The organism is Sphingorhabdus sp. YGSMI21, assembly GCF_002776575.1.
GTDB lineage: Bacteria > Pseudomonadota > Alphaproteobacteria > Sphingomonadales > Sphingomonadaceae > Parasphingorhabdus.
The window spans coordinates 1560812-1587807 of record NZ_CP022548.1 but is presented as its reverse complement, the minus strand read 5'-3'; the positions used below and the strand labels follow the sequence as shown (position 1 = coordinate 1587807).

Genomic DNA, 26996 nt, shown 5'->3' with positions numbered 1-26996 from the left:
AACAGTTTTTGAACAGGAACAAGATATGATCAAGAAATCTCTCGCACTTCTCCTCGGCACCAGCCTGCTGGCGACCGGCAGCATCGCGATCGCCCAGCCGCTCGCCGCGACCAGCGCTGCGGCGATGGAACATCACGAAAAAGCGGAGATGACCGAGGGGCAGAAGCTGAAGGCCCTGTTCGCCAAGAGCGACGAGGAAAGCCTGAAGCGCAACCCGATCGGCGCGCTGTTCCGCGGCGACGAACGCTATGCCGACCAGCTCGGCGATTATATCACCGACGAATATTTCGCCAAGGAGAAAGCCGCCGAAACCGCCGAACTGGCCGCCCTGATGAAAATCGACCGCAGCAAGCTCAGCGCCACCGATAGAATCGCCTATGACGTGTTCAAGCGCGACAAGCAGCAGGCACTGAAGGGCCTGTCCGACGAAATCATGGCGCTGACCGTGGTCCGCCCGGTAAACCATTTCAGCGGCTTCCACACATTCTATCCCAATTTTGCTTCCGGCAAGGGCGGCGCGCCGTTCAAGACGGTGAAAAATTACGAGGACAATCTCAAACGCCACAAGCAGTTCATCACCATCGGTGACCGGTCGATCGGCCGTTTCCGCGAAGGCATGGACAGCGGCGTTGTCGAAACCAAGCTGACGATCACCAATGTCATCGAACAGCTCGCCACCCAGATCGGCCTCGGTCTCGAGAACAGCCCGTTCATGGCCCCGACCAAGAATTTCCCCGAAGATTTCAGCGAGGCCGACAAGGCGCGCCTGACCAAGGAATATGCCGCGGCGACCACCGAAATTTTCGCCGGCTATCAGCGCATGCATGATTTCCTGAAGAATGAATATCTGCCGGTGGCGCGCGAGGAAGTCGGCCTCTCGAGCATGAAGGGCGGTGCGGTTCTTTATGAAAACATGATCGAAAACACCACCACCCTGCCGCTGAAAGCCGACTATATCCACAATCTCGGCCTCAGCGAAGTCACCCGGATCAAGACCGAAATGGAAGACATCAAGGCCGAGGTCGGCTTTGACGGCACCCTGTCCGAATTTTTCGAATTTCTGCGCACCGACGAACAGTTCCACCCCGAATCGCGCGAAGCGCTGACCCAGGCTTATTATGACATGGGCAAGACGGTCGACGCGAAGATCGGCGAGCAGTTCAAGGTGCTGCCGAAATCGCCGCTGGAAATCCGGCCCTATGACGAATCGATCGAGAAATTCCAGGCCGGCGGCTCCTACCAGAGCGGCACGCCCGACGGATCGCGTCCCGGCGTATTCTATTTCAACGCCTATGACCTGCCGTCGCGCAACACCTCCGGCATCACCACGCTCTATCTGCACGAAGGCGCACCCGGCCATCACTTCCAGATTTCGCTGGCCCAGGAAAATACCGACCTGCCCAATTTCATGCGCTTTGGCGGCAACACCGCCTTTGTCGAAGGCTGGGCGCTCTATTCCGAGAAGCTCGGCTTCCCGATGGGCCTCTATGACGATCCCTATCAGCGCTTCGGCCATCTCGACGACGAGATGCTCCGCGCAATGCGGCTGGTCGTCGACACCGGCCTGCACAGCAAGGGCTGGACCCGCGAACAGGCGATCCAATATATGCTCGACAACAGCAGCATGGGCGAGACCGACGCGACCGCCGAAGTCGAACGCTATATCGCGATTCCCTCGCAGGCTCTGGCCTACAAGATCGGCGCGCTGACCATCCAGCGGCTGAAGAAAGAAGCCCAGGACGCGCTCGGCGACCAGTTCGATCCGCGCGAATTCCACGACCAGGTGCTCAACACCGGCGCGCTGCCGATGACCGTGCTGGAAAGCAAGATCCGCGACTGGATTGCTTCGCAGGCTTGAGTTTTGTTGCTCCTTCTCCCGTGAGGGAGAAGGATGCGCAGACTTGGCAGCTTGCTGCCTAGTAGCAGCTGGATGAGGGTGTACTGAGCTTCTCTTGGCGCGCTCCATCACCGGCAGAACGCCCTCGTCCAACTTTGCCTAGTCGCTAAAGCTACAAGGCGTCATATCCTTCTCCCTCACGGGAGAAGGATGCCCCTGCCTTCCGTCATTGCGACACCGGCGCAGGCCGGGGGAGGCCCACAGAGGATCAACCTCGACCGGACAGGCTAATCCGGATCAAATGACGCCTATCCCATTGCAATAATATCGAATTTTCTTCTGCTCTTAATCTTGAATTTCCGCAGCCGAAAACCAATTATAGGTAATAGGTCCGGACCGGATCTTTTCGGGCCGGACCTGCGTTCAACCTATTAGCAAAAGGAAATGAGATATGAATATGCGTAATCTGATTCCCTGGAGCCGGCAGGACGACCGCTTGCCGGCAATCATGCAGGATAATGATAACAGCCCGGTCACCAGCTTTCGGCGCGAGATTGACCGGCTGTTTGACGATGCGTTCCGCGGCTTTGGCGGCGGGTCGACTTTCGGCCAGACATTCAGATGGCCGTCGATCGAAGTGTCGGAAAGGAAAAACGAAGTTCGGCTGGTCGCCGAAATTCCCGGCCTGTCAGAGGATGATATCGAACTGACGGTCAAGGATGGCGTGTTGACCCTGAAAGGCGAACGCCGCCACGAGGAAGATCAGCGGGACGGCTATTCCGAACGCTTCTACGGCCGGTTCGAACGGCATATCGCGCTGCCGCAAGGCGCCGAGGAAGACAAGGCCAGCGCCGACTTCCACAACGGCATGTTGACCGTGACCATCCCCTATTCGGGCGAAGGCACATCGGGACACAAGATCCCGATCAACGTCGGCAGCCGCCATTGATGGCGAGGAGAAGCTGGCCATATCGGCCGGCTTCTCGCTTCCGGTCCATATAAATATCCAGCCTGCAGTGGGGCGACGGCTTTCGCCCGGCCTTCCAGAATCATTCACAATCCGGGACACTCCGTCTCCCGTGAGGGAGAAGCTGCTTGTCGGGCAAGGGCCTCTGCCTTCCGTCATTGCGACCCCGGCGCAGGCCGGGGGAAGCAATCCAGGGCCGCGCGCGCCGCACTGGATTGCTTCGTCGCCCTGCTCCTCGCAATGACGGGTCGACGAAAGAGCTGGGGCCAGATAAAATTCCCTGTCCTACACCGCGCCTGTTGTGATACGCCCATTTGCATGCCCAATCGCAATTATCCCGACAAAACCCGCCAATTTCTGCGCCTTTCGCACCAAAAGCTTTTTCTCCTTTAGGGGGTGTGACCCGTGTGACCCTGATCTTCTTTGCAACGGATATTTTATGACCGACAGTCTCCTCACCACCGCCCGCGATATTCTTGCCAGGCTGATTGCCTTCGACACCACGTCGCGGAACAGCAATTTGCAGCTGATCGCATGGGTCGAGGATTATCTGGACCGGCACGGCGTGTCATCAACCCGCGTCGTCAATGAAGATGGTTCCAAGGCCAATCTCTATGCAAGCGTTGGCCCCCCGGTCGAAGGCGGGATCATATTGTCGGGCCATAGCGATGTCGTGCCGGTCGACGGGCAGGATTGGCAAAGCGATCCGTGGACGGTGAAAGAGAAGGACGGCCTGCTGCACGGACGCGGGACATGCGATATGAAGGGATTCATTGCGCTGGCATTGGCCGCCGTGCCCCTGTTCAGAAACGGATCGAAGCCGGTGCATCTGGCGTTCAGCTATGATGAAGAAATCGGCTGCCTCGGCGCGCCGGCAATGATCGGGGAGATGGCGGCGAAACTGCCGAAGCCGGCGCTGGCGATCATTGGCGAACCAACGATGATGAAAGTCATCACCGGCCACAAGGGGATCACCGTTCACGAGGTCGAGATACTCGGCCACGAAGCGCATAGCAGCCTCACCCATCTCGGTCTGTCCGCCAATATGGTGGCGGTGGAGCTGATGCATGATCTGGCCGAACTGGCCCGCAATCTGTGGGAAAATGCCGATCCGCAATCGCCTTTCATGCCGCCGCACGCAACGCTGACCATCGGCCGGATGGAGGGCGGAACCGCGGCCAATATCCTGGCCCGCCGCGCCCATTTTGTCTTTGACCTGCGCTGCCCGCCGGGTGTCGATCCGGAGGCGATACTCGCGCCGTTCAAGGCCAAAATCGCGGCGCTCGATAGAGAAATGCGCGGGGCCTTTCCCGAGGCGGGCGTCACCGTTACCCGCCTGTCCAACGCGCCGCCGATGACACCGGCCGGTTCCGTGGAAGCCGAAGCCTTTGTCCGCCGCCTGACCGGCGACAATGGCCCGTCCGGCGTGGTCTCTTATGCCGCCGAGGCCGGACAATTCCAGCAGGCCGGCTTCGCCACCGTGATCTGCGGTCCCGGTTCGATCGAGCAAGCGCACCAGCCGAATGAATATCTGGCGGTCGAGCAGTTTGAACGCGGCGCGGATTTCATGATCCGGCTGGCCGAGGCACTGGCCTAGTGCAGGAATGTTGATCCGTTCGTCCTGAGCTTGTCGAAGGACCGGTCTGCGCACAATCGTCCTTCGACAAGCTCAGGACGAACGGAATGCCCGCACTCCAGAATAACGCTACGGCATCGCCGATATTTGTAAAATCGGCAGAAAACAGCTATATTGAGGGGAGAAAAGGATCGCATCATGCCCGCTGTCAAAGCCGCCAGACCGAATGAGATTTTCACCCCTGAAGAGTGGAAGGCGCTGACTCGCGTGTCACGCTGGCACGGTCTGTGGCTGTCGATTCACGCCTGGCTGATGGTGGCGCTGGTTACCGGCGGCACGGCCTTGCTCTGGCAATGGCACTGGCTGGCCGGCCTGATCGCCACGCCGCTGGCGCTGGTGCTGGTCGGCGGCCGGCAGCTCGGCCTGTCGATCCTGATGCACGAAGGCGCCCATGGCCTGCTCCACCCGAAACGCAAGACCAACAATTTTCTCGGCCAGTGGATCACCGGGTCGGCGACCGGCAGCGACCTGCACAGCTATCGCGCCTATCATCTGACCCATCACCGTTTCACCCAGCAGAGTGAAGATCCGGACCTTGGCCTGTCGGCGGCTTTCCCGACGACGCCCGCCAGCATGAAGCGCAAGGTCATCCGCGACCTCACCGGGCAGACCTTCTTCAAGCAGCGCAGCAACCAGTTCGTGGTGGCGTGGAAGGGCCTGAAGGCGATGCTCACTCCGTTCGTCCTGAGCCTGTCGAAGGACGAGGATGCGCGCCGTGCGTACTTCGACAAGCTCAGCACGAACGGGAACGGAAAACGCGACACCTCCGCCGGAACCCCGCTCAATCGCAACGGAGCCGCTGGCGTGGCTGCGCCCGTGGTCGATCTGGAGGGTGCAAAGCGCACCACACGGACGGTCGGACGCCTCCTGCTGATCCAGCTTATCGTGCTGCTGGTCAGCTTGGCGACGCTGGGCATCATTCCCTTCCTGATCTGGCTGGCGGCGCTGGCGACCACCTTCCAGCTGATCCTGCGCATTCGCAATATCGCCGAACATGCCTGCACCACCACCGGCGGCGATGACCCGTTCAGCCATGCGCGGACCACCAAAGCCAATATGCTGATGCGGATGACGCTGGCGCCCTATTGGGTCAATTATCACAGCGAACATCATCTGTTCATGGGCGTGCCCTGCTACAATCTGCCCAGGGCGCACGAACTGCTGATCGCCAAGGGCTATGGTCCGCGCATGACGATCGCCAACAGCTATGCCGAGGTCTTGCGGACGGTGACGCGCCCGGTTGCTGCCTAGGCCGACTGCACCGCCGTCTTGATCTCGCCAAGATCGGCCTCGAGCTTCGCGATCTTCTCGAGCATCAGCAGGTCGATTTTCTCGTGCAGGCGGATGATGTCGAGCTCGGCGCGCAGATTGACTTCATAGTCATGGGCGGCGGCGATCCGGTCCTTGTTGGAGGCGCGGTTCTGGCTCATCATGATGATCGGTGCCTGAACGGCGGCCAGCGTCGAGAGCATCAGGTTGAGGAAGATGAAGGGATAGGGATCAAAGGCGGCATCGAACCGGGTCAGTATCTCCGAGTTGAGCAGCATCCATCCGAACAGCACCACCGCAAAGGTGATGATGAAGCCCCAGGAACCGCCAACCGCCGCCACCTTGTCGGACAGACGTTCGCCGAAACTGGTCTGCTCGTCGGCCAGCATCCCGGCATCGTCCGCGACGATCTCCCGCGATACGATCGCTTCGAGAACGCCCCGCTCTTCGGGAGACAGCGCCGCCAGCGGCTTGTTGAGCAGTTGCTCGCTGAGTTGCTCGACCGTGCGCTTTGCCATCCCAAACTCCCCGTTGCCGTACCTATGTGCCGGACATGATCCTAGTCCCGGACGAACCTGTGCGCCGAGCGGTCCTTGTGCGTCTTCGCCGGGTCAAAGACCTCGCCGTTCATCGCGATATAGACGCCGTGCGGCAATGTCTGGGTCGCGGCGAGGGCAAAACCGACGTTGAACTGGGCATCGCTCACGCGCAAGGACGCGGGCTGCATCGAACCCGTCAGCACGATCGTCTTGCCGCTGATGTCGGACAGCACCCGCGCCGTGTCGACCATCGTGTCGGTGCCATGGGTCACCAGGATCTTGTCGGCATCGCTCGCGGCAACCGCCTCGTGGATCGCGGCCCGGTCCGCATCGGTCAGTTCGAGACTGTCCTTGCGCATCAGCTGCGTTACCCGGTGGGCGACAAAGACGTTGTTCTCCTGCAACATGTCGGGCAGCGCCGTCGCCCCGATCTGATATTCCGACAAGGCATCGAAATAGACCTTGTCGATCGTCCCGCCGGTGGTGAAAATATCGATCATGAGGACGCCAGGGCTTCGGCAATCAGCTTGCGGCTATTGGACAGGCCATAAAGCGCAATGAAGCTGCCCATGCGCGGGCCCTGCGAAGAGCCGAGCAGAGTCTCGTACAGCGCCTTGAACCAGTCGCGCAGATTGTCGAAGCCGCCCTCCTTGCCGATGGCATAGACGATATTCTGGATGTCCTCGGCCGGCGCATCCTCGGGCAGTTCCGCCAGCTCGCTGTCGAGCCGCTCGAGTGCTGCCACTTCGACGCCTTCGGGTTTGCGCCGGTGCAGGGTCGGGGCGATGAAGTCCTTGTGATAGGCCATCGCATTGCCGATCAGTTCGTCGAGATCGGGATAGCGCTCCGGCGTCGCGTCCGGTGCATATTGGCGCAAATAGGCCCAGATCTGCTCGCGATCCGCATCGCCCATCACGCCGACAAGGTTGAGCAGCAGGCCGAAGGTGACCGGGATCGTGTCCGTCGGCACGTCGCCATTATGAACGTGATGCACCGCATTGCCGAGCCGCTTGCTGGCATCTTGCTCGTGCCAGTTGGCGCGCGCCTGGAAATATTCGTCGACCGCCTTGGGAATCACGCCCATGTGCAACTGCTTCGCCGACTTGGGTTCGCGGAAGATATAGTAAGCGAGGCTGTTCTCGGAACCATAGCGCAGCCATTCCTCGAGGCTGAGTCCATTGCCCTTGGACTTGGAGATCTTCTCGCCCTTCTCGTCGAGGAACATCTCGTAGATCAGGCCCTCCGGCTTGCGCGCGCCCAGTACCTTGGCGATCTTGCCCGACTGCACGCCGCTGTCGGTCAGGTCCTTGCCGTACATTTCATAGTCGACGCCGAGCGCGGTCCAGCGCATCGCCCAGTCGACCTTCCACTGCAGCTTGGCGCCGCCGGTTAGAGCATTATGCTCGATCATCTCGCCGTCATCCTCGAACCGCACAATCCCGGCTTCGGCGTCGACGATCTCGACAGGCACCTGCAGCACATGGCCGGTCTTGGGGCTGATCGGCAGGATCGGCGAGTAGGTCGCCTGCCGCTCCTTGCCCAGGGTCGGCAGCATGATATCGAGTATCTGCTGGTTGCGGGCGAGAACGAGCTTCAGCGTCTCGTCAAACGCGCCGCTCTGATATTGCTCGGTCGAGGAGATGAATTCATAGTCGAAGCCGAACTGGTCGAGGAAATCCCGCAACATCGCGTTGTTGTGAGCGGCAAAACTCTCGAACTTCCCGAACGGATCGGGAACCTGGGTCAGCGGCTTGTGCAGATGTTCGGCCAGCATCTCCTGATTGGGGACATTGGTCGGCACCTTGCGAAAGCCGTCCATGTCATCGCTGAACGCGATCAGCCGCGTCGGATTGCCGGTCAGCGTTTCATAGGCATGGCGGACCATCGTGGTCCGCAGTACCTCGTTGAACGTGCCGATATGCGGCAGGCCCGAGGGACCATAGCCGGTCTCGAACAGCATCGGCTCGCCACCCGGTTTCGGTGCCGGTGCGCCGCGCTCGCCGCGATAGCGTTTGAGCAGCTTGCGGGCTTCCTCGAACGGCCACGCTTTGGAATTTTCTGCTGCTTCACGATAATCGGTCACAATTTGTCCTTCTCAGTCAATGCTGCGCAAATAGTAGCCTTAGCCTATATGGCAAGGTAGAACGCAACAAAAGCGGGAGAATGAACATGGCAATGCTGATTACGGGGGTTCTGCTGTGGAGCCTGGTCCATTTGATGAAGTCGGTAACGCCGGGCCTGCGCGCCTCGATCCAGAGCGCAATCGGTGAAGGGCCGCACAAAGGGCTGGTGGCCCTGTTGTTGCTGATGTCTCTCGCCCTGATAATCTTTGGCTGGCGCTCAACTCCGGCCGAATTCGTCTATGATCCACCGGCGTGGGGCCGTCATGCCAATATGACGCTGATGTTTGTCGCGATCCTGCTGATCGCGGCAGCGCAAGGCGCGTCGCGAATCCGGCAATGGATCCGCCATCCGATGCTGACCGGTGTTCTGATCTGGGCATTCGGCCATCTGCTCGCCAACGGCGACAACAAGTCGCTGGTGCTGTTCGGCGGGCTCGGCCTGTGGGCACTGGTCTCGATCATCACCGTTTCGCGCAATGAAGGCGCGTGGGTAAAGCCGGCCAAGATCGCTACAGCAGGCCGCGAATTGCTGAGTCTGGTGATTGTGGCAATACTCTATGCCTTGCTTTTCTGGGCGCATCCGTTTCTGTCCGGCGTTCCGCTGATCACGCGATAGCAGATTTTGAGTTCGGCCTTATAAAATGTTCGGAAAGCAGAAATTGCCTGCGCAATCTTCCCGTCTCTCGGACGAGGAACGCACCCGCCGGCTAAATAGCGAAAATATAAAGTGGCAGTGTGCTTATCGACCGCATCATTTCTGGCTGGGCTTGATACTGGCGTCGGTTTTTCTATCGGCCTTCACAGCTGTCGGGGCCTATTTCTGGATCGCCGAAGTGGACACCAAGCTCTATCTGGGATCCCCCTTTGCCAATATGGAACTGGATATTGGAGACACCGGCGCGACGATCTTCAAACTGCTGATGCTACTGATCCCGCTGTCGATAATTGCGAAAATAGTTCTGGGGACATTTCGCCTCTTCAAATCGTCGATAAAGATCACGGATAATTTTCTGGTTCATGATATGAACGGAATAAAATTGGCATGGGAATTTGCAGACATACAGCGGGCAGAACTCGTTCCGCTTACGAAGGGCCGATCCCGGCTGACGTTCATATTCACCCAGAAGAATAGCAAGGGTGACCATGATACTTTGGAAACGACGGGAAAATTTGATCCGGCCTCGCTCCGCTCCGCGCTTGCAAACGCCCGGTTCGAACTGGACTTTGATCCATCATTGGACATTTTCCGGCGTGGTGAAAATGACGACCGGCTGGCTCCCGGAGAACCGGTATATTGGTCGCAAAGGCTCGGGATCGGAGCCATTCAGAACAATCATGTGCTGACCTTTGTGGCGTTTCTGATTGTCTTTTCTCTTTTCGTTCTTTGGATGGCAAAAGCTTCGACGTCGCGTTTGCTATCGATAGAATATGACGGCCCGATGGGCTGGATATGGGAACTCAGCGGCTATATCATGGCGTACAGTTTGCCAGTCATCCTTCTGGGTTTCCCGCTTCTCGGTGCATTTTTGGCCGTACGCAAACCCTTGAATGATCTGATTTCAGAGATGTTCGGCACGACCATCGTGACGGATCGCCGCATCATCACAACCAAAGCATTTGGTGATGAAATCTATCATTCAATCGACAAAGAGATCATCACCGACGCTGCTTTCGTGAAGCAGCGTCGGTTTGGAAGCTGGATATTGGTTGAAACAAAGACAATCGATGACGGTTCTTCCGATCCGCTTTATACCAAGATACACTATACGGGCGTACAAGATCCGGAAACGGCAGTCGACGCGATTAGGAAAATGGCCAGATTGTGAATATCGCACTCCCCTATCCCGCGCTGCATGCCAGCCATAGCGGCATCTGGATTTGCTCGAGCAAGGGCGAAACCCGTGCGATTGGCAAGGGCGAGGCTATTGGTCGTGTGGCGGAAACACCGCATATCCTGCTCAATGCACCGCTTCTGGGGCAGAGGCTGGGCTATCCCGATCTCTCGGGGCTGGACCTCCTCGAACTCTACGCTTTCATCCACCCGGCGCAATTTGTGGTGCCTACGCCCTCTGGCTTGGCCAAGACCCTGGGTCTGGCTCCGCCGGATCAGGAGGCTGATATCGCGGCTTTCTATCGGCAAGCGGCGAGCCTGCTGCTGGACGGGCTGGAAGCGCCTTTCTGGAAAGAGCGCGAAGGCGCGTGGAGCAGCGCGCAGGCGCTCTACCGGCTGCGCTGGCCCTGGGCGCAGGAGGTCGGCAAAAGGCTGACCAAACCGGTGGAGACCGAACGCTGGCTATTCTCGAAACTCGACGAATGGGAAGAAGAGTCCCCGCGCCCCGCGCCCCGTTCGATCACCGTTGACAAGCAGGAAACGCTGGCCACGCTCGACGCTCTGACCGGTGAAGGATCGGAAGAGCGGGAGGGCCAGAAAAGCTACGCCGCCGCGGTCAGCGAGATATTCAATCCGCGCAAGATCAGGGGCGCGCCCAATATGCTGCTCGCCGAAGCGGGCACCGGGATCGGCAAGACGCTCGGCTATCTTGCGCCCGCTTCGCTCTGGTCCCGCCAAGCCGGTGGCGCGGTATGGATTTCCACTTTCACCAAGGCGCTGCAACGCCAACTCGACCGGGAGACAAGGCGCATATACCCCGACGAAGAGACATTCCGCCGGAAGGTCGTGGTGCGCAAGGGGCGGGAAAATTATCTCTGCCTCCTCAATCTGGAGGATGCGCTGCAAGGCGGCTTTGCCGGACGAGCGGCGATCCTTGCCCATCTGGTCGCGCGCTGGGCCGCCTATAGCAAGGACGGCGATATGGTCGGCGGCGATCTGCCCGGCTGGCTCACCACATTGTTCCGCCGCAACGGCGCCACCGCGCTGACCGACCGGCGCGGCGAATGCGTCTATGCCGGTTGTCCGCATTATCGCAAATGTTTCATCGAAAAAGCCGCCCGCGCCAGCCAGCAGGCCGACATCGTCATCGCCAATCATGCGCTGGTCATGGTCAACGCGGCGCGGGGACGCGAACAGCAGAACCGGCCGACAAGGCTGATTTTCGACGAAGGCCATCATCTGTTTGACGCCGCCGATTCGATGTTCGCCGCGCGCCTGTCCGGACAGGAGACCATCGAAATCCGCCGCTGGGTCATCGGTCCGGAGTCCAAAAACCGCGGTCGCCGGCGCGGACTTGCCGCGCGGCTCGCCGATCTCGCCTCCTACGACGAGGAGGGCGGTCGGGCGATTGAAAGCGCCCGCCAGGCCGCCGAAGCGTTGCCCGGTGACGGCTGGCTGCAACGTGTTGCCGAAGGCGAGCCCTATGGACCGGTCGAGACCTTGCTGCAGGAAGTCCGCGCCATGGTCTTTGCCCGCGACGAAAGCCAGAGCGCCGACGCCGGCTATAGTCTGGAAACCGAGCTGACCGACATCAAGGGCCCGATGATCGACGCCGTCGCCAATGCCGCGACTGCGATGGACGCGCTGCTCAAGCCTCTGGTCCGGCTGGGACAACGGATCGAACATCTGATCGAGGAAGGGCCCGACTGGATGGACGCGCAGGCCCGCGCCCGGATGGAAGGCGCGCTGTCGAGCCTTGGCTGGCGCCGCGACACATTGACGAGCTGGCTTTCCTTATTGTCACGCATCGGCGGGCCGGCGGATCCGGACTTTGTCGACTGGCTGATGATCGACCGGTTCGAGGGCCGCGAATATGATATTGGCATCTGCCGTCACTGGCTCGATCCGACCATCCCGGTCACCGAGGTCGTCACCAAGCCCGCCCATGGCGTCATGATCACGTCGGCAACGCTGAAAGGCGGCGGTGGCTGGGAGACCGCCAGAGCCCGCAGCGGTGCAGTCCATCTCGATCACGCGCCGCGGGAATTCGAGGTGGCCAGCCCGTTCGACTATCCCAACCAGGCCAAGGTCATCATCGTCACCGATGTGAAACGCGGCGATATGGCCGGGCTGGCAGGCGCCTATGCCCAGCTGATCGAAGCATCGGGCGGCGGAACGCTCGGCCTCTTCACCGCGATCAGGCGCCTGCGTACCGTCTATGCCCGGATCGCCGACCGGATGGCCCAGAGCGGATTGCCCATCTACGCCCAGCATGTCGATCCGATCGACACCGGCACCCTGGTCGATATTTTCCGCGATGATCCGAAGGCCAGCCTGCTCGGCACCGATGCCCTGCGCGACGGCGTTGACGTGCCCGGCCAGAGCCTCCGGCTCGTGGTGATGGAATCGGTCCCCTGGCCACGCCCCGATATTCTCCACCGCGCGCGCAAAATGGCCGGCGGCGGCAGCGCCTATGACGACCGGATTATCCGCGCCCGGCTGGCCCAGGCCTTTGGCCGGATCATCCGACGCGCCGACGACCATGGTCATTTCGTGATACTCTCCTCGGCCTTCCCCTCGCGCCTGTTGTCCGCTTTTCCGGAGGGCACCCCGGTCGAGCGCATGCCGCTCGATCAGGCGCTGGCGGAGATCCGCAAGGCAAAATCGGATATGCCACAATCCGGACTTTCAACTGAAACAAGTTTGATGCATGACGATCCGCAATGAAAAAACTCACGCTCCTGCGCCACGCCAAATCCAGCTGGGATGATCCGGTTGATCGCGACTTCGACCGCCCGCTCAACAAGAAGGGCAAGCGCGCTGCAGCGGTGATGGGCCGCTTCATCCAGCGCAACGGACTCCGCTTTGACCAGATTCTTGCCTCTCCCGCCGTGCGGGTGATCGAGACGCTGGAACATGTCGAGGAAGCCAGCGGACAGGCGATGGAGCCAACCTGGGATCGCAAAATCTACCTCGCCTCTTCGGCCACCCTGCTCGATGTTTTGCGCGGCGCCAGAGCGGAGGCGGATCATGTTCTGATGGTCGGCCATAATCCGGGCCTCGAAGACCTGGTTTTCGATCTGGTTCCCGATGACGGCAGCTCCCCCGCCCGCGACGAGGTCGAAACCAAATATCCGACGGCTACGCTCGCCGAAATGACGCTCGCGATCGATGACTGGGGGGATATTGCCGAGAAATGCGGGACGCTGGACCGCTTCACCCGGCCGCGGGATCTCGATCCGGAGCTCGGACCAAATTACGACTAGCAGTAGTTTTCACAAGTTGAGGGCAGTTCAAGCCGCGTCGAGCGCGTGCGACAGCCGATCGCGGATCGATTTCAGCTCCGCCAGAATAAGGCTGGTCTCTTCACCGCCATTGTCCGCCATCATCTGGGCTTCAGCCATGCCCTGCGGGGCATCCTCGACCATCTCGGCCCCCCTGCGCCGTGGCGCCAGAAATTTGCGCGCACCCTTGATCGTATAGCCCTCTTCATTGAGCAGGCGGTTGATCGTTTTGACAATCTCGACATCTTCGGGCCGATAATGGCGCCGCGAACCAGCCCGCTTGAGAGGGGTCAGGACCGCAAACTGGTCTTCCCAATAGCGCAATATATGGGGTTTGATGCCCAGTTCTTTGGACAGCTCGCCGATCGTGCGGAAAGCGCCTTGTTCCTTGGTCATACTCTACTCCCCCGGTTCGCCGGGTCCATTAACCTGCAGCGATGATCCTGTCACGCATCGTCTGGCTGGCACGGAAGGTCAGAACCCTGCGTGGTGCAATCGGCACCTCGACGCCGGTCTTGGGATTGCGGCCTGTCCGTTCTCCCTTGTCGCGCAAGACGAAGGTACCGAAGCCCGAAATCTTGACATTCTCGCCATCGACCAGCGCCTCGATCATATGGTCCAATATCGATTCCACCATGACCGCGCTATCGGCACGCGAAAGGCCAACCTGACGGTTCATTGTGTCGGCAAGATCGGCGCGCGTCAGGGTGTTGGTATAGCTCATCACAAAATCTTTCAGTAAGAGATTGAAAATTCAACAAAGCTATAAATCAAATGGCGGCTTTTGTAAATGTCGGGCGCAAACTTACCAGTGGATTTCAGCCGATTAGCCGGATAAGCGGAACGCATGACAGATAAAGCTCCTCAACCCATCGCCCTCGCCGACCTGCTCGACCAATGCGGAGCCGGCGGACCCGACAATCCGGTCACGCTGCCGCAAAGCTGGACGCAGGGCCGTACCGCCTTTGGCGGACTGTCCGGTGCGCTTGCCTATCACGCGGCCAGCCATATCGAGGCCGACCTGCCGCCGCTGCGTTCGGCGCAAATTGCCTTTACCGGCCCCCTGTTCGGCGCACTGACCGCGGAAACCGCGATGCTCCGGCGCGGCAAAAGCACGGCCTTTGTCCAGTCCGAGATATTCGGCGACAAGGGGCTCGGCCTGCACTGCAATTTCATTTTTGCCGCCCCGCGCCCGACCGAGGTCAGGACCTCCGACATCGCAGAGCCCGACTTTCCGCCACTGCCGGGTGAAACCGACCTGCACAGCGGACCGCCGCAATTTTTCACCTCCAATATGGAATATGTCGGCAAACGGATCGACACCAGCACCAAGACCAACCGCCTCACCCGCTGGATGCGGCTGAAACAGCGCGATGGCCTCGATCCGGTGGCTGAAATTCTGTGCATGTGCGACAGTCTGCCGCCTTCGGTCATGGGGCTGCTTGAACAGAATGCAATGGTCAGCTCGATGAACTGGCAGGTCAATGTCATTGCCGAAACACTTTCCACAGACAACGGCTGGTGGCTGATCGACTCCCACACGCACCATGCCGATCATGGTGCCAGCAGCCAATATATGAGCATCTGGAACAGCCGCCGCGAATTGATGGCAACCGCGATGCAGAGCGTGGCCTATTACGCCTGATGGGATTGAATGCGGACCAACCGGCCAAACCCACTCTTGCCGTCATCGGCACCGGGATTGCCGGTCTGTCCGCAGCCTATCTGTTGAAGGACAATTACCGGGTCACTATTTTTGAAAGCCAGGCCCGCGCCGGCATGGGCGCTCACAGCGTGGATTATGTCAGCAATGGCCTCACGCGCCGGATCGACATCCCGCTGAGAATATTCTGTCACGGCTATTATGACAATCTGCTGGCCCTCTACGAGCATATTGGCGTCGAGATACTGACCAGCGATCATAGCGGCATATTTTCCGACGAGACCGGCCGGGTCATTCTGCATTATGGCAATTTCCATCGGGGATCGATCCGTTTCTCCCATTTGAAGGGCCGCAACTGGCTCAGCCCCGCAGCCTGGGCCATCGGTTTGCAGAGCAAGCGGTTTTTTGCGCGGGCGCAGAGAGATATGGGCCGGACCGATCTGACCGACTTGTCGTTCGGCGAATATCTGCGGCAATCCGGAGCGGGCCGCGAATTTGTCGATAGCGTCCTGCTGCCGATGATGTCGGTGACCTGCACATGCGATTATCAGGCAGTGCGTGACTATCCGGCCGATCTGATGCTGGAATATCTGACCTGCGGGGTACACGAGCTGGGGATCATGAGCGCGGCAAAAGGCGTGGACGATATCGTGCCGCGCATGCTGGTCGATGTCGAATTGCGTACCAACAATCCGGTCGCCGTGATCGAACCCGATGGCCAGCAGCTCCGGGTGGTGACGAAAGCGGGCACGGCCCAGCATTTCGACCAGGTCGTGGTCGCCGCCCAAGCCCAGCAGGCCGCGGCGATGCTATCGGGATTTGATGATCGCCGGGCCCTGCTCGACCGCATTCCCTTCGAACGGTCGAGCATGAGTGTGCACACGGACAGGGATATCCTGCCGGCTTCGGTAAGGAGCCCATCCCCGGTCAGCTATCATATCGCGCGTGACGCCGGCCGCGCCGAAGTATCGGTGGACCTGACCAAGGCGATTGCCCGCCTGTCCGGTCAGGAGACTATATTCCAGACGTGGAACCCGATGCGCAGAATCGCCCCTAATCGCGAACTGGCCAGAGTCGATTTCACCCGGCCGACGGTGACACGGGACAGCCGCAAGGCCGTCATCGCGCTGCGCGAAAGCCAGAACCGGCCCGGCAACAGATTGTGGCTTTGCGGTTCCTATATGGCGCAAAAAATTCCCCTGCTCGAGGCTGCAGTCGATTCCTCGGTGGTGGTGGCCGAACATCTGGGCGCTCCGATACCGTGGAGAACCATCGCTCCCGCTGCGGCCTGAATCGATGGCCGAATTTCACGATCTGGCCGAACTGGCGCTCAACCGCGAGGGCCAGTCGTGGGGCAATCTGGGATATTGGAAAAGCGAGACGGAATATTCGGATGCTTGCCGAGCGCTCGCGATATTGCTGGGAGAGCAGGCCGGACTGGACCGGCAATCGGTACTGTTCGATGCCGGTTTTGGCTGTGGCGACCAGCTGCTGCTCTGGCTGGATCATTTCCGCGTGGCCCGGGTTCGTGGCGTCAACCTTTCCTACAGCCAGACCGCTTATGCCAGAACAAAGCTCGTAGAGGCGGGTTTCGAAGATAGCGCGACAGCTATCGTGCAGGGCGATATCAACGATCCCGGGATCTGGCGAGCAGCGACCGGCACAGATCGGCCCAGCCATGTGCTGGCGCTGGACTGCGCCTATCATTTTCCCAGCCGGTTGGAGTTTATCGCCCAGGCACGGCGGCATCTCGCTCCGGCTGGACGAATTGCGCTGACCGATTTTATGCTATCGGATCATCACCGGACTGGATCCGTCACGCACTGGCTGCTGCGCTGGATGCTAAAACGCTCCCATATTGCGGAAGCCAATATTGTGCACCCTTCCCGCTATCTCGACCAGTTGCGACAAGCCGGTTTCGATGAGGTCCGGATTGTCGATATCAGCAAACATGTCATACCCGGTTTCGCGCATTTCATCCGAACATTTCGCGTGGCCGGCAAAGCGGGATGGGCCGGATGGGCCGGATGGCTGAAATATGCGGTGACCAGCCGGTTTCTGCAATGGGCCTATCGTCGTTCAATCCTGCGCTATTGCCTGGTCAGCGCAACGAAAGCCCGCTGAGGCCCGAAATGGACCCGGCCTATGCCGAGAGAATTTCCAGTGCCACGCGTTCGGCCGAAGCCAGAGCCCCCTCAACCCCACGGGAGAGTGTTTCCGTATGCTCGCCGCAGAAGCTGATCGGTCCCGCCTGCTCGGCGATCGCCCTTGGCAAGACGGTTGCCTGACCGGGACCATAATAAGCCCAGGCTCCGCCTGAAAATTCCTCGCCGGCCCAGCTGTGATAATGGCGGGCTTCCAGCTTGCCCTTCGCCGCCGGACGCAAATTCTCGATATCGGCCACGACTCTGGCCAGCGCGGTCTCCGCGCCCAACTTGTCCCATTCCAGAGCGAGATTGCCGCGCGCCTGAACCATCAGGCCGGTAACTTCCTCCTTGGTCGCACCGTAGCGCTGGGGGATCACATTGCTCGAAAAACCGTCGCTCCACATGCCGGGGGCAAAGCCATCTTCTTCCCAGAAAGGCGCCTTGGCTGTCAGAAATGCTATGGAAATCGGTTGATAATTGACTTCCTTGACGGCCTTGGACTGCAACTCGGACAGGCCAGGACTGATATCGACATGACGCAGCGCCGCGAGCGGTAGCGAACAAACCAGTTTTTCAGCCTGGAAGCGCGATCCGTCACGGCAGGTGACAATCGCGCCGCCCGCGCTCTGCTCGATAGCGGCAACCGGTTTGCCGAGAATGACTTCGCCCTTCAACCCGGCTGCCATGGCTTCGGGCAATTTTATGTTGCCGCCCCTGACAGCAAAGGATTCCGGCCCCGCCGCAATCTGGTTCTGCACGAAACCGCTGTTGTAGCTCATCATCATTGTCGACACATCGCGGGCGTTCCGTCCGTGATAGGGCGAATGATCATAGCTCAGACGGATGGCTTCCTCACTCAGGCCCTGTTGCGCGAGAAAGGCCGCGAAGGAATTGTCAAATTCGGCATTTGCCGGATCACACCATTTCGTCCAGTCCGCGATCGGTGAATTTTGACCGAGCACTGCGAAGGGCAATTCAAACGGCATGAGAGATTTGAGCGCATCGGGAAAAGGATTCCCCGGATCGGTCGCCCATTCCTCCCGGGAAAGATGCTTGCCTTGAAAATAGAGGCCGGTCGGCTGACCATATGTATAGCGATGGCCAACTTCGACCAATTCAACGCCGGCCTGGCTGGCTGTATCGAGCCCGCGCCCATAGCCGGAACCCATGGAGTTAAATCCCATTTCGGGATGACCCGGGAGGTCCGTCAGGCTGAGAATACGGCCGCCCACGCGATCCCGTGCTTCGATCACCGCTACCGTCAGGCCGGACTGTTCCAGTAACCGTGCTGCGTGAAGACCCGATATTCCGGCGCCCAGAACAATTGCATCATATTTTTTAACTGTTTGCGACCCGCAGCCCGCCGCCAGTAAAGTAAGACCGACGCCAGCCGTTCCCAACATGAAATTTCTGCGATTCAACGACATTCCAGTCTCCATTCTCGGCTCGAGGCACAGACTGGACCATTTGCCAAGAAAAGGCGGTATTGGCTATCGATTCCCGACGGATTGATGCCAGTTCCCCGACAGTCGGATAGCCCTGATTTGCCCGACATTCTATCAGATCATTGGGATTTCATACTTCGCCCATCATCCGCTCGGCCTGCGAAACCTTCGGTCACTGCTGCGACAAAGAGGAATTGAGAAAGCCGCCTTATCCTTTCTATGCGCAATTGCATGAGGGAAAGCGTAAAGCGGGCAGCACGAGGTATCAAAATTCAGCGAGCAAACGCCCGAGGCCCTCAATCCTGTCCTCGATCCCGCAGGCGCGCAGGGCGTGCCAGTAGGTCGCAGCATTTATGGCAATGACCGGCTTGCCCAGTCGTGCTTCGGTCCGCGCAGCAAGATCCAGCATCGACAGATTGGTACCGACCTGCACCAGCGCATCAACGTCGGGACCATCCAGTTCTTCCAATACTTCTATCAGCCTTTCGGGTGTTACTTTCGCAATATCGGTCCAGCATCGGCATTGCAGTGCCACATCTCGCACCACTTCGAAGCCGGACTCTTCCAGATAGTTGCGCACTTCTGCGTTCGCTGCCGGAAAATATGGCGATACAAAACTGACTTTTTTGATCCCGCCATAAGCTCGGAGCGCGGCAACCAGCGATTCCGAACCGATGCTGACGGCCGTGCTCGCGACATCTTCTACCTGCTGCCTGAACTTTTCCCCACCCGCGATTCCGCCATAGAAAGTGACAGCCGACATGCCCATGACCAGATAGTCGGGTTTGCAGGTAATGACCGAGCGCACCGCATCCAACGTATTGTCGGAGATCGCCTGGGTACCGGCGAAGAAATCTTCATCGGACAGAGCGACAGGGTCGGTAACATAGATCCGGGAATAATGGTTGGTGACACCGTCCGGACGCATGCGTTCCATGTCGGGCTGGACCACCGTATTGGTTGATGGTCCGATCACGCCCATAAGCTTGCGCCAACCCAGTACATCAGCCATGAAAATATCTCCGGTCTAGTTTATTGCTTCTGCCTGAGCCAGGCTTTCATACATGGACTGCCGCAAAAGATATTCGCGACGGCGGACATCATCCTGCTTTATCGCGAGCATTTCCTGCCTCTTGCGTTCATGCGCACCGCTTTCATGGCCGCTTTGTATGAACTTCATATTCTCGATGGTCTGTGTCTGCGTGAAGCTGTGCGTGACCTTGCGGCGCTGGCGATCATAGAGTTCCAGACTGCCATTCGTCGTTTTGCCCAACTTGAGCAGAGGCTCCAGCTTTTCGAACAGGTTGAAAGCGTCGTGAACGCCAGAATTCATCCCGAAACCGCCAAGCGGGTTATTGAGATGTGCAGAATCGCCAATCAGGATGACTCGGTTCTCGACAAAAGATTTCGCGACTCTCTGATGCACGCGATATAACGTCCTGTGGCGCGTTTCGATCGCGGCACCGTCTCCCGTCAGCCGGTCAAAAATTTCGTTCTTCATCTTGTCCGACCGCAGTTCGCCATCGTCGAGCGTGCCGTCGGTGGGGACCAGTACGCGCCACAGGGAAGGGACGCGTAACAGCACCAGCCATTCTTCGGGATCGGAAACATAGTTGACCGGAGCGAGACCGGGCAGATGCGCTGCCAAATCCTCTTCGGTGGAAAGACATAGAAACCGCTCTGCATAGGTAAATCCGTCAAACTCGATACCCAGCCACTTGCGGACAATACTGTTCGCGCCATCCGCGCCAATCAGATAATCGGCGCGCAAATGGTCGATACCCAAAGCGGTTTCGACTTCGATATCGACGCCGCTGTCATCCTGCTGAAAAGACAGCAGCCGGTTACCAAAGCGAATGTCGGCATTGTCGAATTTTTCCAACCCGTCAGCCAGCGCGCGGGACAGATGATATTGCTCGCACTGGATGCGGAACGGATAGCGGGTGACATCGGACAGTTCCGACAGATCAAACTCGATAAACTCTCCCGATTGCCGATCGCGCCAATGATATATTGGCGCCTTCAGACCCCGTTTGAGCAACATGGGTGTGATGCCGATTTGATCCAGCATCTCAAGGGTTGGCGGATGGAAAGTCGAGGCCCGCAAATCCTGGGCACAGTCCGCGCCCGCCTCCAGCACAACGACGTCCACACCGATTTGCGCCAATAATGTAGCCATAACCGTACCGACCGGTCCTGCTCCAGCAATTACAACCTGACAGCGTTCCCGCTTCATCTGACTATGACTCCAACTTTTTCAATTCCCCTATTCTATGGACTGAAATTCGTTATTTCTGATCAGACACTTGGCGATGTATCCGCCTTGCGGTGATTGAAGGTCATCCGGGGCATCCGCGAATTGCCGTCTGCGCCCAGGACGGGACGTGTGATCAGCAACACTCCATATGTCCAGCAATCCCAGTGCTCTAGCCATTACTGGCGGACACCCGAGCCGATAATTGCCGATGACAATGGTCCAGCCACATCCTGTCTGATCGTGTAAACAGCATCTGGTCGGACCGGGGCATGTCCGATTCCGTCAAAGGGAACGGTGACGGGCAATATCGTCGGGTGATGCAAGAATGCGGGTCGGATGCTACCGGCTCAACCAGCCGTTACTAGACAGCGGCGCAAACGGTTTTCCATTCGAGATAATTGTCCATCGCCTGTTTGCCGCTATCACGACCCCAACCTGATTGCTTGATACCGCCGATGGCCAGCGAGGGATCGTACATAGCGTGACAATTGATCCACACGGTTCCCGCCCTGATATCGCTGCTCATGCGATGGGCATTCGAAAGGCTTTCGGTCCAGACGCTGGCGGCAAGACCGAAGTCGCTGTCATTGGCCGCAGCGATCACTTCGTCCACGTCGTCAAATTTCTGAACCGCCAGAACCGGCCCGAACACCTCCTCGCAGACGATTTCCATATTGGGCGAAACGTCCGCCAAAACCGTGGGCGCAATGAAGGTTCCCGCTTCGCCGCTGCGCTCTCCGCCGGCAAGCAGTGTCGCTCCGTCAGCCTGCGCACGCTGGATAAAGCCTTCCACCCGTTCTGCCTGACGGACCGAAACCAGCGGCCCCATTTGCGTTTCGGGATCAAGACCATGACCCATTTTCAACCCTTTGGCATATTCAACTACGCCGGCAACCAGACGGTCATAAATCGCGCTGTGCGCATAGAGACGCGAACCGGCAATGCAAACTTGTCCGCCATTGAAGAAAATCGCGTTGGCAACGCCCGGGATGGCGAGTTCGAGATCGGCGTCATCCATGACAATGCAAGGCGACTTGCCGCCCAGTTCCAGCGTGACGCGCTTGAAATTTGTCTTGGCTGCATCCAGTATCGCGCGTCCCGTTGCCGTCGAACCGGTAAAGGCAATTTTGTCGACGCCGGGGTGCGCGGCAAGGCTGGCGCCGGTTTCGGCACCAAAACCGGTGATCACATTAAGCACACCATCCGGAAGACCCGCTTCGCTCATCAATTCCGCTAGGCGCAAGGCGGTCAGCGACGTGTCTTCGGCCGGCTTCAGGATGATCGTGCAACCCGCGGCCAGAGCGGGAGCCAGCTTCATGGCGGTTAGCACCAGCGGCGAATTCCAAGGCACGATAGCGGCAACAACACCGACCGGTTCGCGCGTGGTCCATGTTCGCATCTGCTTGCCCGCCGGCTGATAATCGATCGAACTTTCCAGCGTCTGGCCCTCGATGTTCATCGCCTGTCCGGCAAAGAAACGGAACTGGTTCACCGCCCCGGGGATCTCTGCCCAGCGTCCGACAAACAATGGCTTGCCCTGATCAAGGCTTTCCAGCTCGGCGAGTGCATCGATATTTTCCTCGATAATGTCGGCGATGGCCCAGAGAATCTTCGAACGGTTGACCGGCGTCGTAGCTTTCCATCCGGCCAGCGCTCCGCGGGCCGCCACAACGGCTTCGTCGACGTCAGCCGAACTGGCCAGAGACAGCTTGCCGGTTACCGCGCCTGTTGCAGGATCAACCGTATCAAAAGTCTTTCCATCCCTGGATGCTTTCCACTGGCCATCGGCAAGCAGACCTTCTCCCGCCGCCCGGCGCGCGAGAAACTGCTGATTTGTCGGATGAAGTCTGGTTAGATCAAAAGCCATGGCAAAATACCTCCATTATGTGCAAACGTCCTGACTTCCCGGACGGCAAAGCACCATCCATACCCGCACAAAAATCGCTTGTCGGATAAGAATATCCGAAATGAGCCCAATCGCCGACAGTTGCTTTAGCCATATCGCCAAATCCTTGCCGGTGCGATTCCCGCACGAGGCGTAAATATGTGGGGAAGCTATGTCCTATCGTTTGGGAGTAGACGTCGGCGGTACGTTTACGGATCTGTTACTGCTTGATCAAGAAAATGGCAATTTCTGGCGACACAAGACGCCTTCTACTCCTCAGGATAGTTCACAAGGCATTCTGAACGGCGTCAATGCAATCTGCCAAGAAGCCAGCATCAGTCCATCGGGGATCGAATTTTTCCTGCACGGTACGACCGTTGCCACCAACGCCATGCTGGAAGGCAAAGGCGCGCGCGTCGGGCTGATCACCACCGATGGCTATCGCCAGATCATGCAGATTGCCCGCAGCTTCGTACCCGGCGGCTTGGCCGGCTGGATCGTGTGGCCGAAACCCGAACCGCTCGCCGCTCTCGAGGACAGTTTCGAAATCGCCGGACGGATCAATGCCCAGGGTGAGGAGATCACCCCGATCGATGAAAAGGAGATCAGCCGGGTGCTGGAAGATCTCAAGAATTCCGGCATTGAAGCGCTCACCGTCAGTCTGGTCAATTCCTATCTGAACGGTGCGCATGAAATCCGCGTCGGCGAACTGGCGGCAGAGATCATGCCCGACATCCCCTTCTCTCTCAGCCACCAAGTCCTGCCCGAAATGCAGGAGTATGAGCGGACCCTGACCACGGTTGCAAATGCAGCGGTCCGTCCGGTGGTCGGCAAATATGTGCGCAATCTGCGGGATAGCCTGCGCTCATGCGAAATGAACGGCTCTCTGTCTCTGCTTCGCTCGGATGGTGGCCTTATGTCCTCGGAAAAAGCGGAGGACCATCCGGTTTCGCTGTTGATGTCCGGTCCTGCGGGCGGTGTCACCGGCGCTATATGGGTCGGCCGCAACGCCGGCATCAAGAATATCCTGACCCTGGATGTCGGCGGCACTTCGACGGACGTGGCACTGATCGAAAATCTGGAAGCGCGGCGGCAGCGGACAACCGAAGTCGGCCATTTGTCGGTTAGGGCATCGGCGCTCGACGTCAAGACCGTCGGCGCCGGCGGCGGTTCCATCGCCTATGTTCCCGAGCTCACCGGCGCATTGCGCGTTGGTCCGGAATCGGCCGGCGCGGTTCCTGGTCCGGTTGCTTATGGAAAGGGCGGCACCGAGCCAACCGTTACCGATGCCAATGTAGTATTGGGCTATCTACCCGAATCCCTGCTGGGCGGATCGTTCACACTCGACCGCGAAGGCGCGGAAAAATCCATCCAGAAAATCGCGGATACACTGGGGATCAGCCTTATGGAAGCGGCCCGCGGCATCATTGATATTGTCAACGAGAATATGTTTGGCGCCTTGCGGATGATCTCGGTCCAGCAAGGCTATGATCCGCGGCACTTTGCGCTGATGGGATTCGGCGGCGCTGGACCGCTTCACGTCAATGCGGTGGCCCGTTTGATGGACAGCTGGCCAGCCGTGTCGCCGGTTTCGCCCGGTGTACTGTGTGCGCTAGGTGACGCTACCACCCGGATGCGCACGGAAACGGCCCGCAGTTTCTCCCGCCGCTTCAACGAAACCGACGAGGCAGAGGTGATGGGCCTGCTGCAGGAAATATCCGCACAGACACGCGCTGAACTGATGGAAGAGGGCATTGCCGACGAGGATATTACCTCGCTGTTTGAACTGGATGTCCGCTATGAGGGTCAGGCTTTTGAAGTGCCGCTCTCGATCGACGAGAAGAGCCTGTTGGCAGACGGGCTTGCCGGGGTGACGGACCGGTTTGATGAAGAGCATCGCCGCCTGTTCACCTTCAACATGGAAAGCGCCCATGAACTGGTTAATATCCGTGCGGTTGCGCTTGGTCCAGAACTGGACCTGCCGGCACCCAAGCTGAAAAGCGGCAACGGTGACCCGGCGGCGGCGAAGATTCGCGATCACCAGCTCTGGGCTGACGGCAAAATGCAGGCGGCGGTGATCTATGATCGTTCCAAGCTGCTGGCCGGCGACGTAATTCCCGGACCGGCGATCGTAATCGAAATGGACTCCACCACCCTGATCGAGGCGGACTGCGTCGGCACCGTCGATCAAGTCGGCAATATTCTAATCAACCTGGCCTGAGGAGGGACTTATGCCCGCACAGATTATCCAATCTAACGAAACACCCTTCAACAGGGTGGCGATCGACCCCGTTACGCTGGAGGTCATTGAAAACGCGCTGCGCAACGCACGTATTGAAATGGACGCCACGTTGGTTCGCACCGCCATGTCTCCGGGCATCCGCGAGCAAGGCGATGCCTTCCCGCTCATTGCCGACAGCAAGGGCCGGATGATTGTCGGCCAGTTCGGGAGCTATATCGGCCCGTTCCTCGAAGGTTTTGATGGAACCGTCGAGGAAGGCGACCTGATTTTCCTCTCCGATCCCTATTCGGTGGCCGGTGCGATCAGCCACTCCAACGACTGGCTGGTGCTGATGCCGGTGTTCAAGGACGGCCGTCTGGTCGCCTACACTTCGATGTTCGGCCATATGTCCGATATCGGTGGCAAAGTACCCGGATCGATGCCGATCGACGCCACCAGCATCTTTCAGGAAGGCGTCCGCATCCCGCCAATCAAGATCTGGAAGAGCGGCGAATATAATGAAGATCTGATCAAGCTGATCATGCACCAGACCCGTACGCCGGACTGGTGCAAGGCAGATCTCAACGCGCTAATTGCGTCCTGCCGCGTGGCAGCGCGCCGGGTGGTCGAACTGTGCGACCGCTTTGGCGAAGATGTTTACGCTTCGGCCACCGACCTTCTGCTCGAACGGAACCACCGCGCAATGCAGAAATTGATCGAGACATCGGTTAGCGAAGAGAAGGTCAGCTTTGAAGATTATATCTGCGACGACGGCATGGGCTATGGTCCTTACAAGATTCGTTGTACGATGTGGCGCGAAAACGGACGGGTCATTCTTGATTTCGATGGCACCGATCCACAATCCAAAGCTTCGATCAACTTCCTGCTGAATGAAAATATGATGAAGATGTTCTTCGGCATCTACATGATCATGGTTTTCGATCCGCAAATCCTGTTCAACGACGGATTTTATGATCTGATCGATGTCCGCATCCCGGAAGGATCGCTGCTGAAACCGAAATTTCCGGCAGCCCTGTCCGGACGGACCCACGCGCTTGGCCGCCTGTTCGACATTCTCGGTGGCTTGCTCGGTCAAAAGACTCCGGAATTTCTCAACGCCGCGGGCTTCTCGTCATCGCCCCATCTATTCTATGCCGGGACCGACAAGGACGGCAAATGGTTCCAGCTATTCCAGATTGGCTTTGGCGGCATTCCCGGGCGTCCACTGGGCGACGGGCCGGACGGACACTCGCTGTGGCCCGGCTTCACCAACGTCCCGAACGAATTTCTGGAGCGCTATTTCCCGCTGCGAATCGAACGCTACGAGACGGTGGCAGACTCCGGCGGACCGGGCCTGCACCGCGGCGGCAATGGTATCAACATGGTCTATCGTTTCCTCGAGCCCGGCGTAATCGCCATCCATGATGACCGCTGGTTCGTGCCGCCCTGGGGCGTCAATGGCGGCGAACCGGGCGCTCGTGCGCGCAAATTGCTGGTCAAGAATGACGGCACCGAAATTGTGCTAGGCAACAAGCTCGAGGATTATGAAGTGGGAGCCGGCGACCAGTTGCATTTCGTGACATGGGGCGGCGGCGGCTGGGGGGACCCGCTGGAACGCGATCCGGAATTGCTCGCGGTTGAACTGAAACAGGGTCTTGTGACCGCCGAAGGCGCGCGCCGTTACGGCGTAGTCTTGACCGATGGCAAGGTTGATTCGTCGGCGACCGAGGCCCTTCGCACCGAGATGCGTGATGCGCGTGACGGCGATTTGCCAACCTTCAACTATGGCCCCGATATCGAGACACTGCGTGCCAATTGTTTGGCGGAAACCGGACTGCCCGCGCCGAAGCAACCGCAATGGCAGACGGCTGAATAAGAACACCCTGATTTTC

Annotated in this window: 22 protein-coding genes; 13 read left to right on the top strand and 9 right to left on the bottom strand. The window is 59.0% G+C overall.

What is annotated here, in order from left to right:
- Window positions 1–25: 25 nt before the first annotated feature.
- The 4 genes from CHN51_RS07730 to CHN51_RS07715 all read left to right on the top strand — a co-directional run bounded on the left by CHN51_RS07730 (window position 26) and on the right by CHN51_RS07715 (window position 5691).
- Window positions 26–1858, top strand: a complete 1833-nt coding sequence (locus CHN51_RS07730) for a DUF885 domain-containing protein (protein WP_100093494.1) — start codon at window positions 26–28, stop codon at window positions 1856–1858.
- Between the two features lie 430 nt (window positions 1859–2288).
- Window positions 2289–2786 carry an Hsp20/alpha crystallin family protein gene (locus CHN51_RS07725; RefSeq protein ID WP_100093493.1) on the top strand — a complete coding sequence of 166 codons (498 nt, stop codon included), beginning with the start codon at window positions 2289–2291 and terminating at the stop codon, window positions 2784–2786.
- A 457-nt stretch (window positions 2787–3243) separates the two neighbouring features.
- Window positions 3244–4401 (top strand): acetylornithine deacetylase, encoded by a 1158-nt coding sequence (argE, locus tag CHN51_RS07720; RefSeq protein ID WP_100093492.1) that lies wholly within the window; start codon window positions 3244–3246, stop codon window positions 4399–4401.
- Between the two features lie 177 nt (window positions 4402–4578).
- The gene (locus CHN51_RS07715; RefSeq protein WP_100093491.1) at window positions 4579–5691 is read left to right on the top strand and encodes a fatty acid desaturase family protein; all 1113 of its coding nucleotides are present in this window, start codon (window positions 4579–4581) and stop codon (window positions 5689–5691) included.
- Here CHN51_RS07715 and CHN51_RS07710 read toward each other — a convergent pair.
- The 3 genes from CHN51_RS07710 to CHN51_RS07700 are packed head-to-tail and all read right to left on the bottom strand — an operon-like array spanning window position 5688 to window position 8331.
- Window positions 5688–6227: a DUF1003 domain-containing protein gene (locus CHN51_RS07710; protein WP_100093490.1), complete on the bottom strand. Its 540-nt coding sequence runs from the start codon at window positions 6225–6227 to the stop codon at window positions 5688–5690. The two genes, CHN51_RS07715 and CHN51_RS07710, sit on opposite strands and share 4 nt — an antisense overlap.
- A 41-nt stretch (window positions 6228–6268) precedes the next feature.
- Window positions 6269–6748, bottom strand: a complete 480-nt coding sequence (locus tag CHN51_RS07705; protein ID WP_100093489.1) for an asparaginase domain-containing protein — start codon at window positions 6746–6748, stop codon at window positions 6269–6271.
- Window positions 6745–8331, bottom strand: a complete 1587-nt coding sequence (locus tag CHN51_RS07700; RefSeq protein ID WP_100093488.1) for a lysine--tRNA ligase — start codon at window positions 8329–8331, stop codon at window positions 6745–6747. The genes CHN51_RS07705 and CHN51_RS07700 overlap by 4 nt, the downstream gene beginning before the upstream one ends.
- 86 nt (window positions 8332–8417) lie before the next feature.
- On the opposite strand from CHN51_RS07700, the gene CHN51_RS07695 reads away from it, so the two are divergent.
- The 4 genes from CHN51_RS07695 to CHN51_RS07680 are packed head-to-tail and all read left to right on the top strand — an operon-like array spanning window position 8418 to window position 13468.
- On the top strand, window positions 8418–8987 hold the full coding sequence (locus CHN51_RS07695) for an NnrU family protein (RefSeq protein WP_164089044.1): 570 nt from the start codon (window positions 8418–8420) through the stop codon (window positions 8985–8987).
- Between the two features lie 43 nt (window positions 8988–9030).
- Complete coding sequence (locus CHN51_RS07690) at window positions 9031–10197, top strand: hypothetical protein (RefSeq protein ID WP_123906272.1); 1167 nt, start codon at window positions 9031–9033, stop codon at window positions 10195–10197.
- A complete protein-coding gene (locus CHN51_RS07685) occupies window positions 10194–12929 on the top strand; it encodes an ATP-dependent DNA helicase (protein ID WP_240616909.1) in 2736 nt (911 codons plus the stop codon). The genes CHN51_RS07690 and CHN51_RS07685 overlap by 4 nt, the downstream gene beginning before the upstream one ends.
- Window positions 12926–13468 (top strand): histidine phosphatase family protein, encoded by a 543-nt coding sequence (locus CHN51_RS07680; protein ID WP_100093484.1) that lies wholly within the window; start codon window positions 12926–12928, stop codon window positions 13466–13468. The genes CHN51_RS07685 and CHN51_RS07680 overlap by 4 nt, the downstream gene beginning before the upstream one ends.
- 27 nt (window positions 13469–13495) lie before the next feature.
- Here CHN51_RS07680 and CHN51_RS07675 read toward each other — a convergent pair whose 3' ends face one another.
- Together CHN51_RS07675 and CHN51_RS07670 are read right to left on the bottom strand one after the other, a co-directional pair.
- Window positions 13496–13882, bottom strand: coding sequence for a MerR family transcriptional regulator (locus tag CHN51_RS07675; protein WP_100093483.1), 387 nt, complete (start codon window positions 13880–13882; stop codon window positions 13496–13498).
- A 28-nt stretch (window positions 13883–13910) separates the two neighbouring features.
- Window positions 13911–14210 (bottom strand): integration host factor subunit alpha, encoded by a 300-nt coding sequence (locus CHN51_RS07670; RefSeq protein WP_100093482.1) that lies wholly within the window; start codon window positions 14208–14210, stop codon window positions 13911–13913.
- A gap of 123 nt (window positions 14211–14333) precedes the next feature.
- Between CHN51_RS07670 and CHN51_RS07665 the strand changes: the two genes are divergently transcribed.
- From CHN51_RS07665 to CHN51_RS07655, 3 genes are read left to right on the top strand one after another with little or no spacing between them, the layout of a single operon-like run.
- Complete coding sequence (locus CHN51_RS07665) at window positions 14334–15131, top strand: thioesterase family protein (protein WP_100093481.1); 798 nt, start codon at window positions 14334–14336, stop codon at window positions 15129–15131.
- Window positions 15131–16441, top strand: a complete 1311-nt coding sequence (locus CHN51_RS07660) for an NAD(P)-binding protein (RefSeq protein ID WP_100093480.1) — start codon at window positions 15131–15133, stop codon at window positions 16439–16441. The genes CHN51_RS07665 and CHN51_RS07660 overlap by 1 nt, the downstream gene beginning before the upstream one ends.
- Before the next feature lie 4 nt (window positions 16442–16445).
- Window positions 16446–17273 carry a methyltransferase domain-containing protein gene (locus tag CHN51_RS07655; RefSeq protein WP_100093479.1) on the top strand — a complete coding sequence of 276 codons (828 nt, stop codon included), beginning with the start codon at window positions 16446–16448 and terminating at the stop codon, window positions 17271–17273.
- A gap of 19 nt (window positions 17274–17292) precedes the next feature.
- On the opposite strand, the gene CHN51_RS07650 is transcribed toward CHN51_RS07655, so the two are convergent.
- The 4 genes from CHN51_RS07650 to CHN51_RS07635 all read right to left on the bottom strand — a co-directional run bounded on the left by CHN51_RS07650 (window position 17293) and on the right by CHN51_RS07635 (window position 22865).
- On the bottom strand, window positions 17293–18723 hold the full coding sequence (locus CHN51_RS07650) for an FAD-dependent oxidoreductase (protein ID WP_100095474.1): 1431 nt from the start codon (window positions 18721–18723) through the stop codon (window positions 17293–17295).
- Window positions 18724–19006: 283 nt separating this feature from the next.
- The gene (locus CHN51_RS07645; protein ID WP_100093478.1) at window positions 19007–19753 is read right to left on the bottom strand and encodes an arylmalonate decarboxylase; all 747 of its coding nucleotides are present in this window, start codon (window positions 19751–19753) and stop codon (window positions 19007–19009) included.
- A gap of 15 nt (window positions 19754–19768) precedes the next feature.
- Complete coding sequence (locus tag CHN51_RS07640; protein ID WP_100093477.1) at window positions 19769–20977, bottom strand: FAD-dependent monooxygenase; 1209 nt, start codon at window positions 20975–20977, stop codon at window positions 19769–19771.
- A gap of 382 nt (window positions 20978–21359) precedes the next feature.
- Window positions 21360–22865: an aldehyde dehydrogenase family protein gene (locus CHN51_RS07635; RefSeq protein ID WP_100093476.1), complete on the bottom strand. Its 1506-nt coding sequence runs from the start codon at window positions 22863–22865 to the stop codon at window positions 21360–21362.
- Window positions 22866–23055: 190 nt separating this feature from the next.
- On the opposite strand from CHN51_RS07635, the gene CHN51_RS07630 reads away from it, so the two are divergent.
- Complete coding sequence (locus tag CHN51_RS07630; RefSeq protein WP_100093475.1) at window positions 23056–25104, top strand: hydantoinase/oxoprolinase family protein; 2049 nt, start codon at window positions 23056–23058, stop codon at window positions 25102–25104.
- Window positions 25105–25114: 10 nt separating this feature from the next.
- Complete coding sequence (locus tag CHN51_RS07625; RefSeq protein WP_100093474.1) at window positions 25115–26980, top strand: hydantoinase B/oxoprolinase family protein; 1866 nt, start codon at window positions 25115–25117, stop codon at window positions 26978–26980.
- Window positions 26981–26996: the final 16 nt, after the last annotated feature.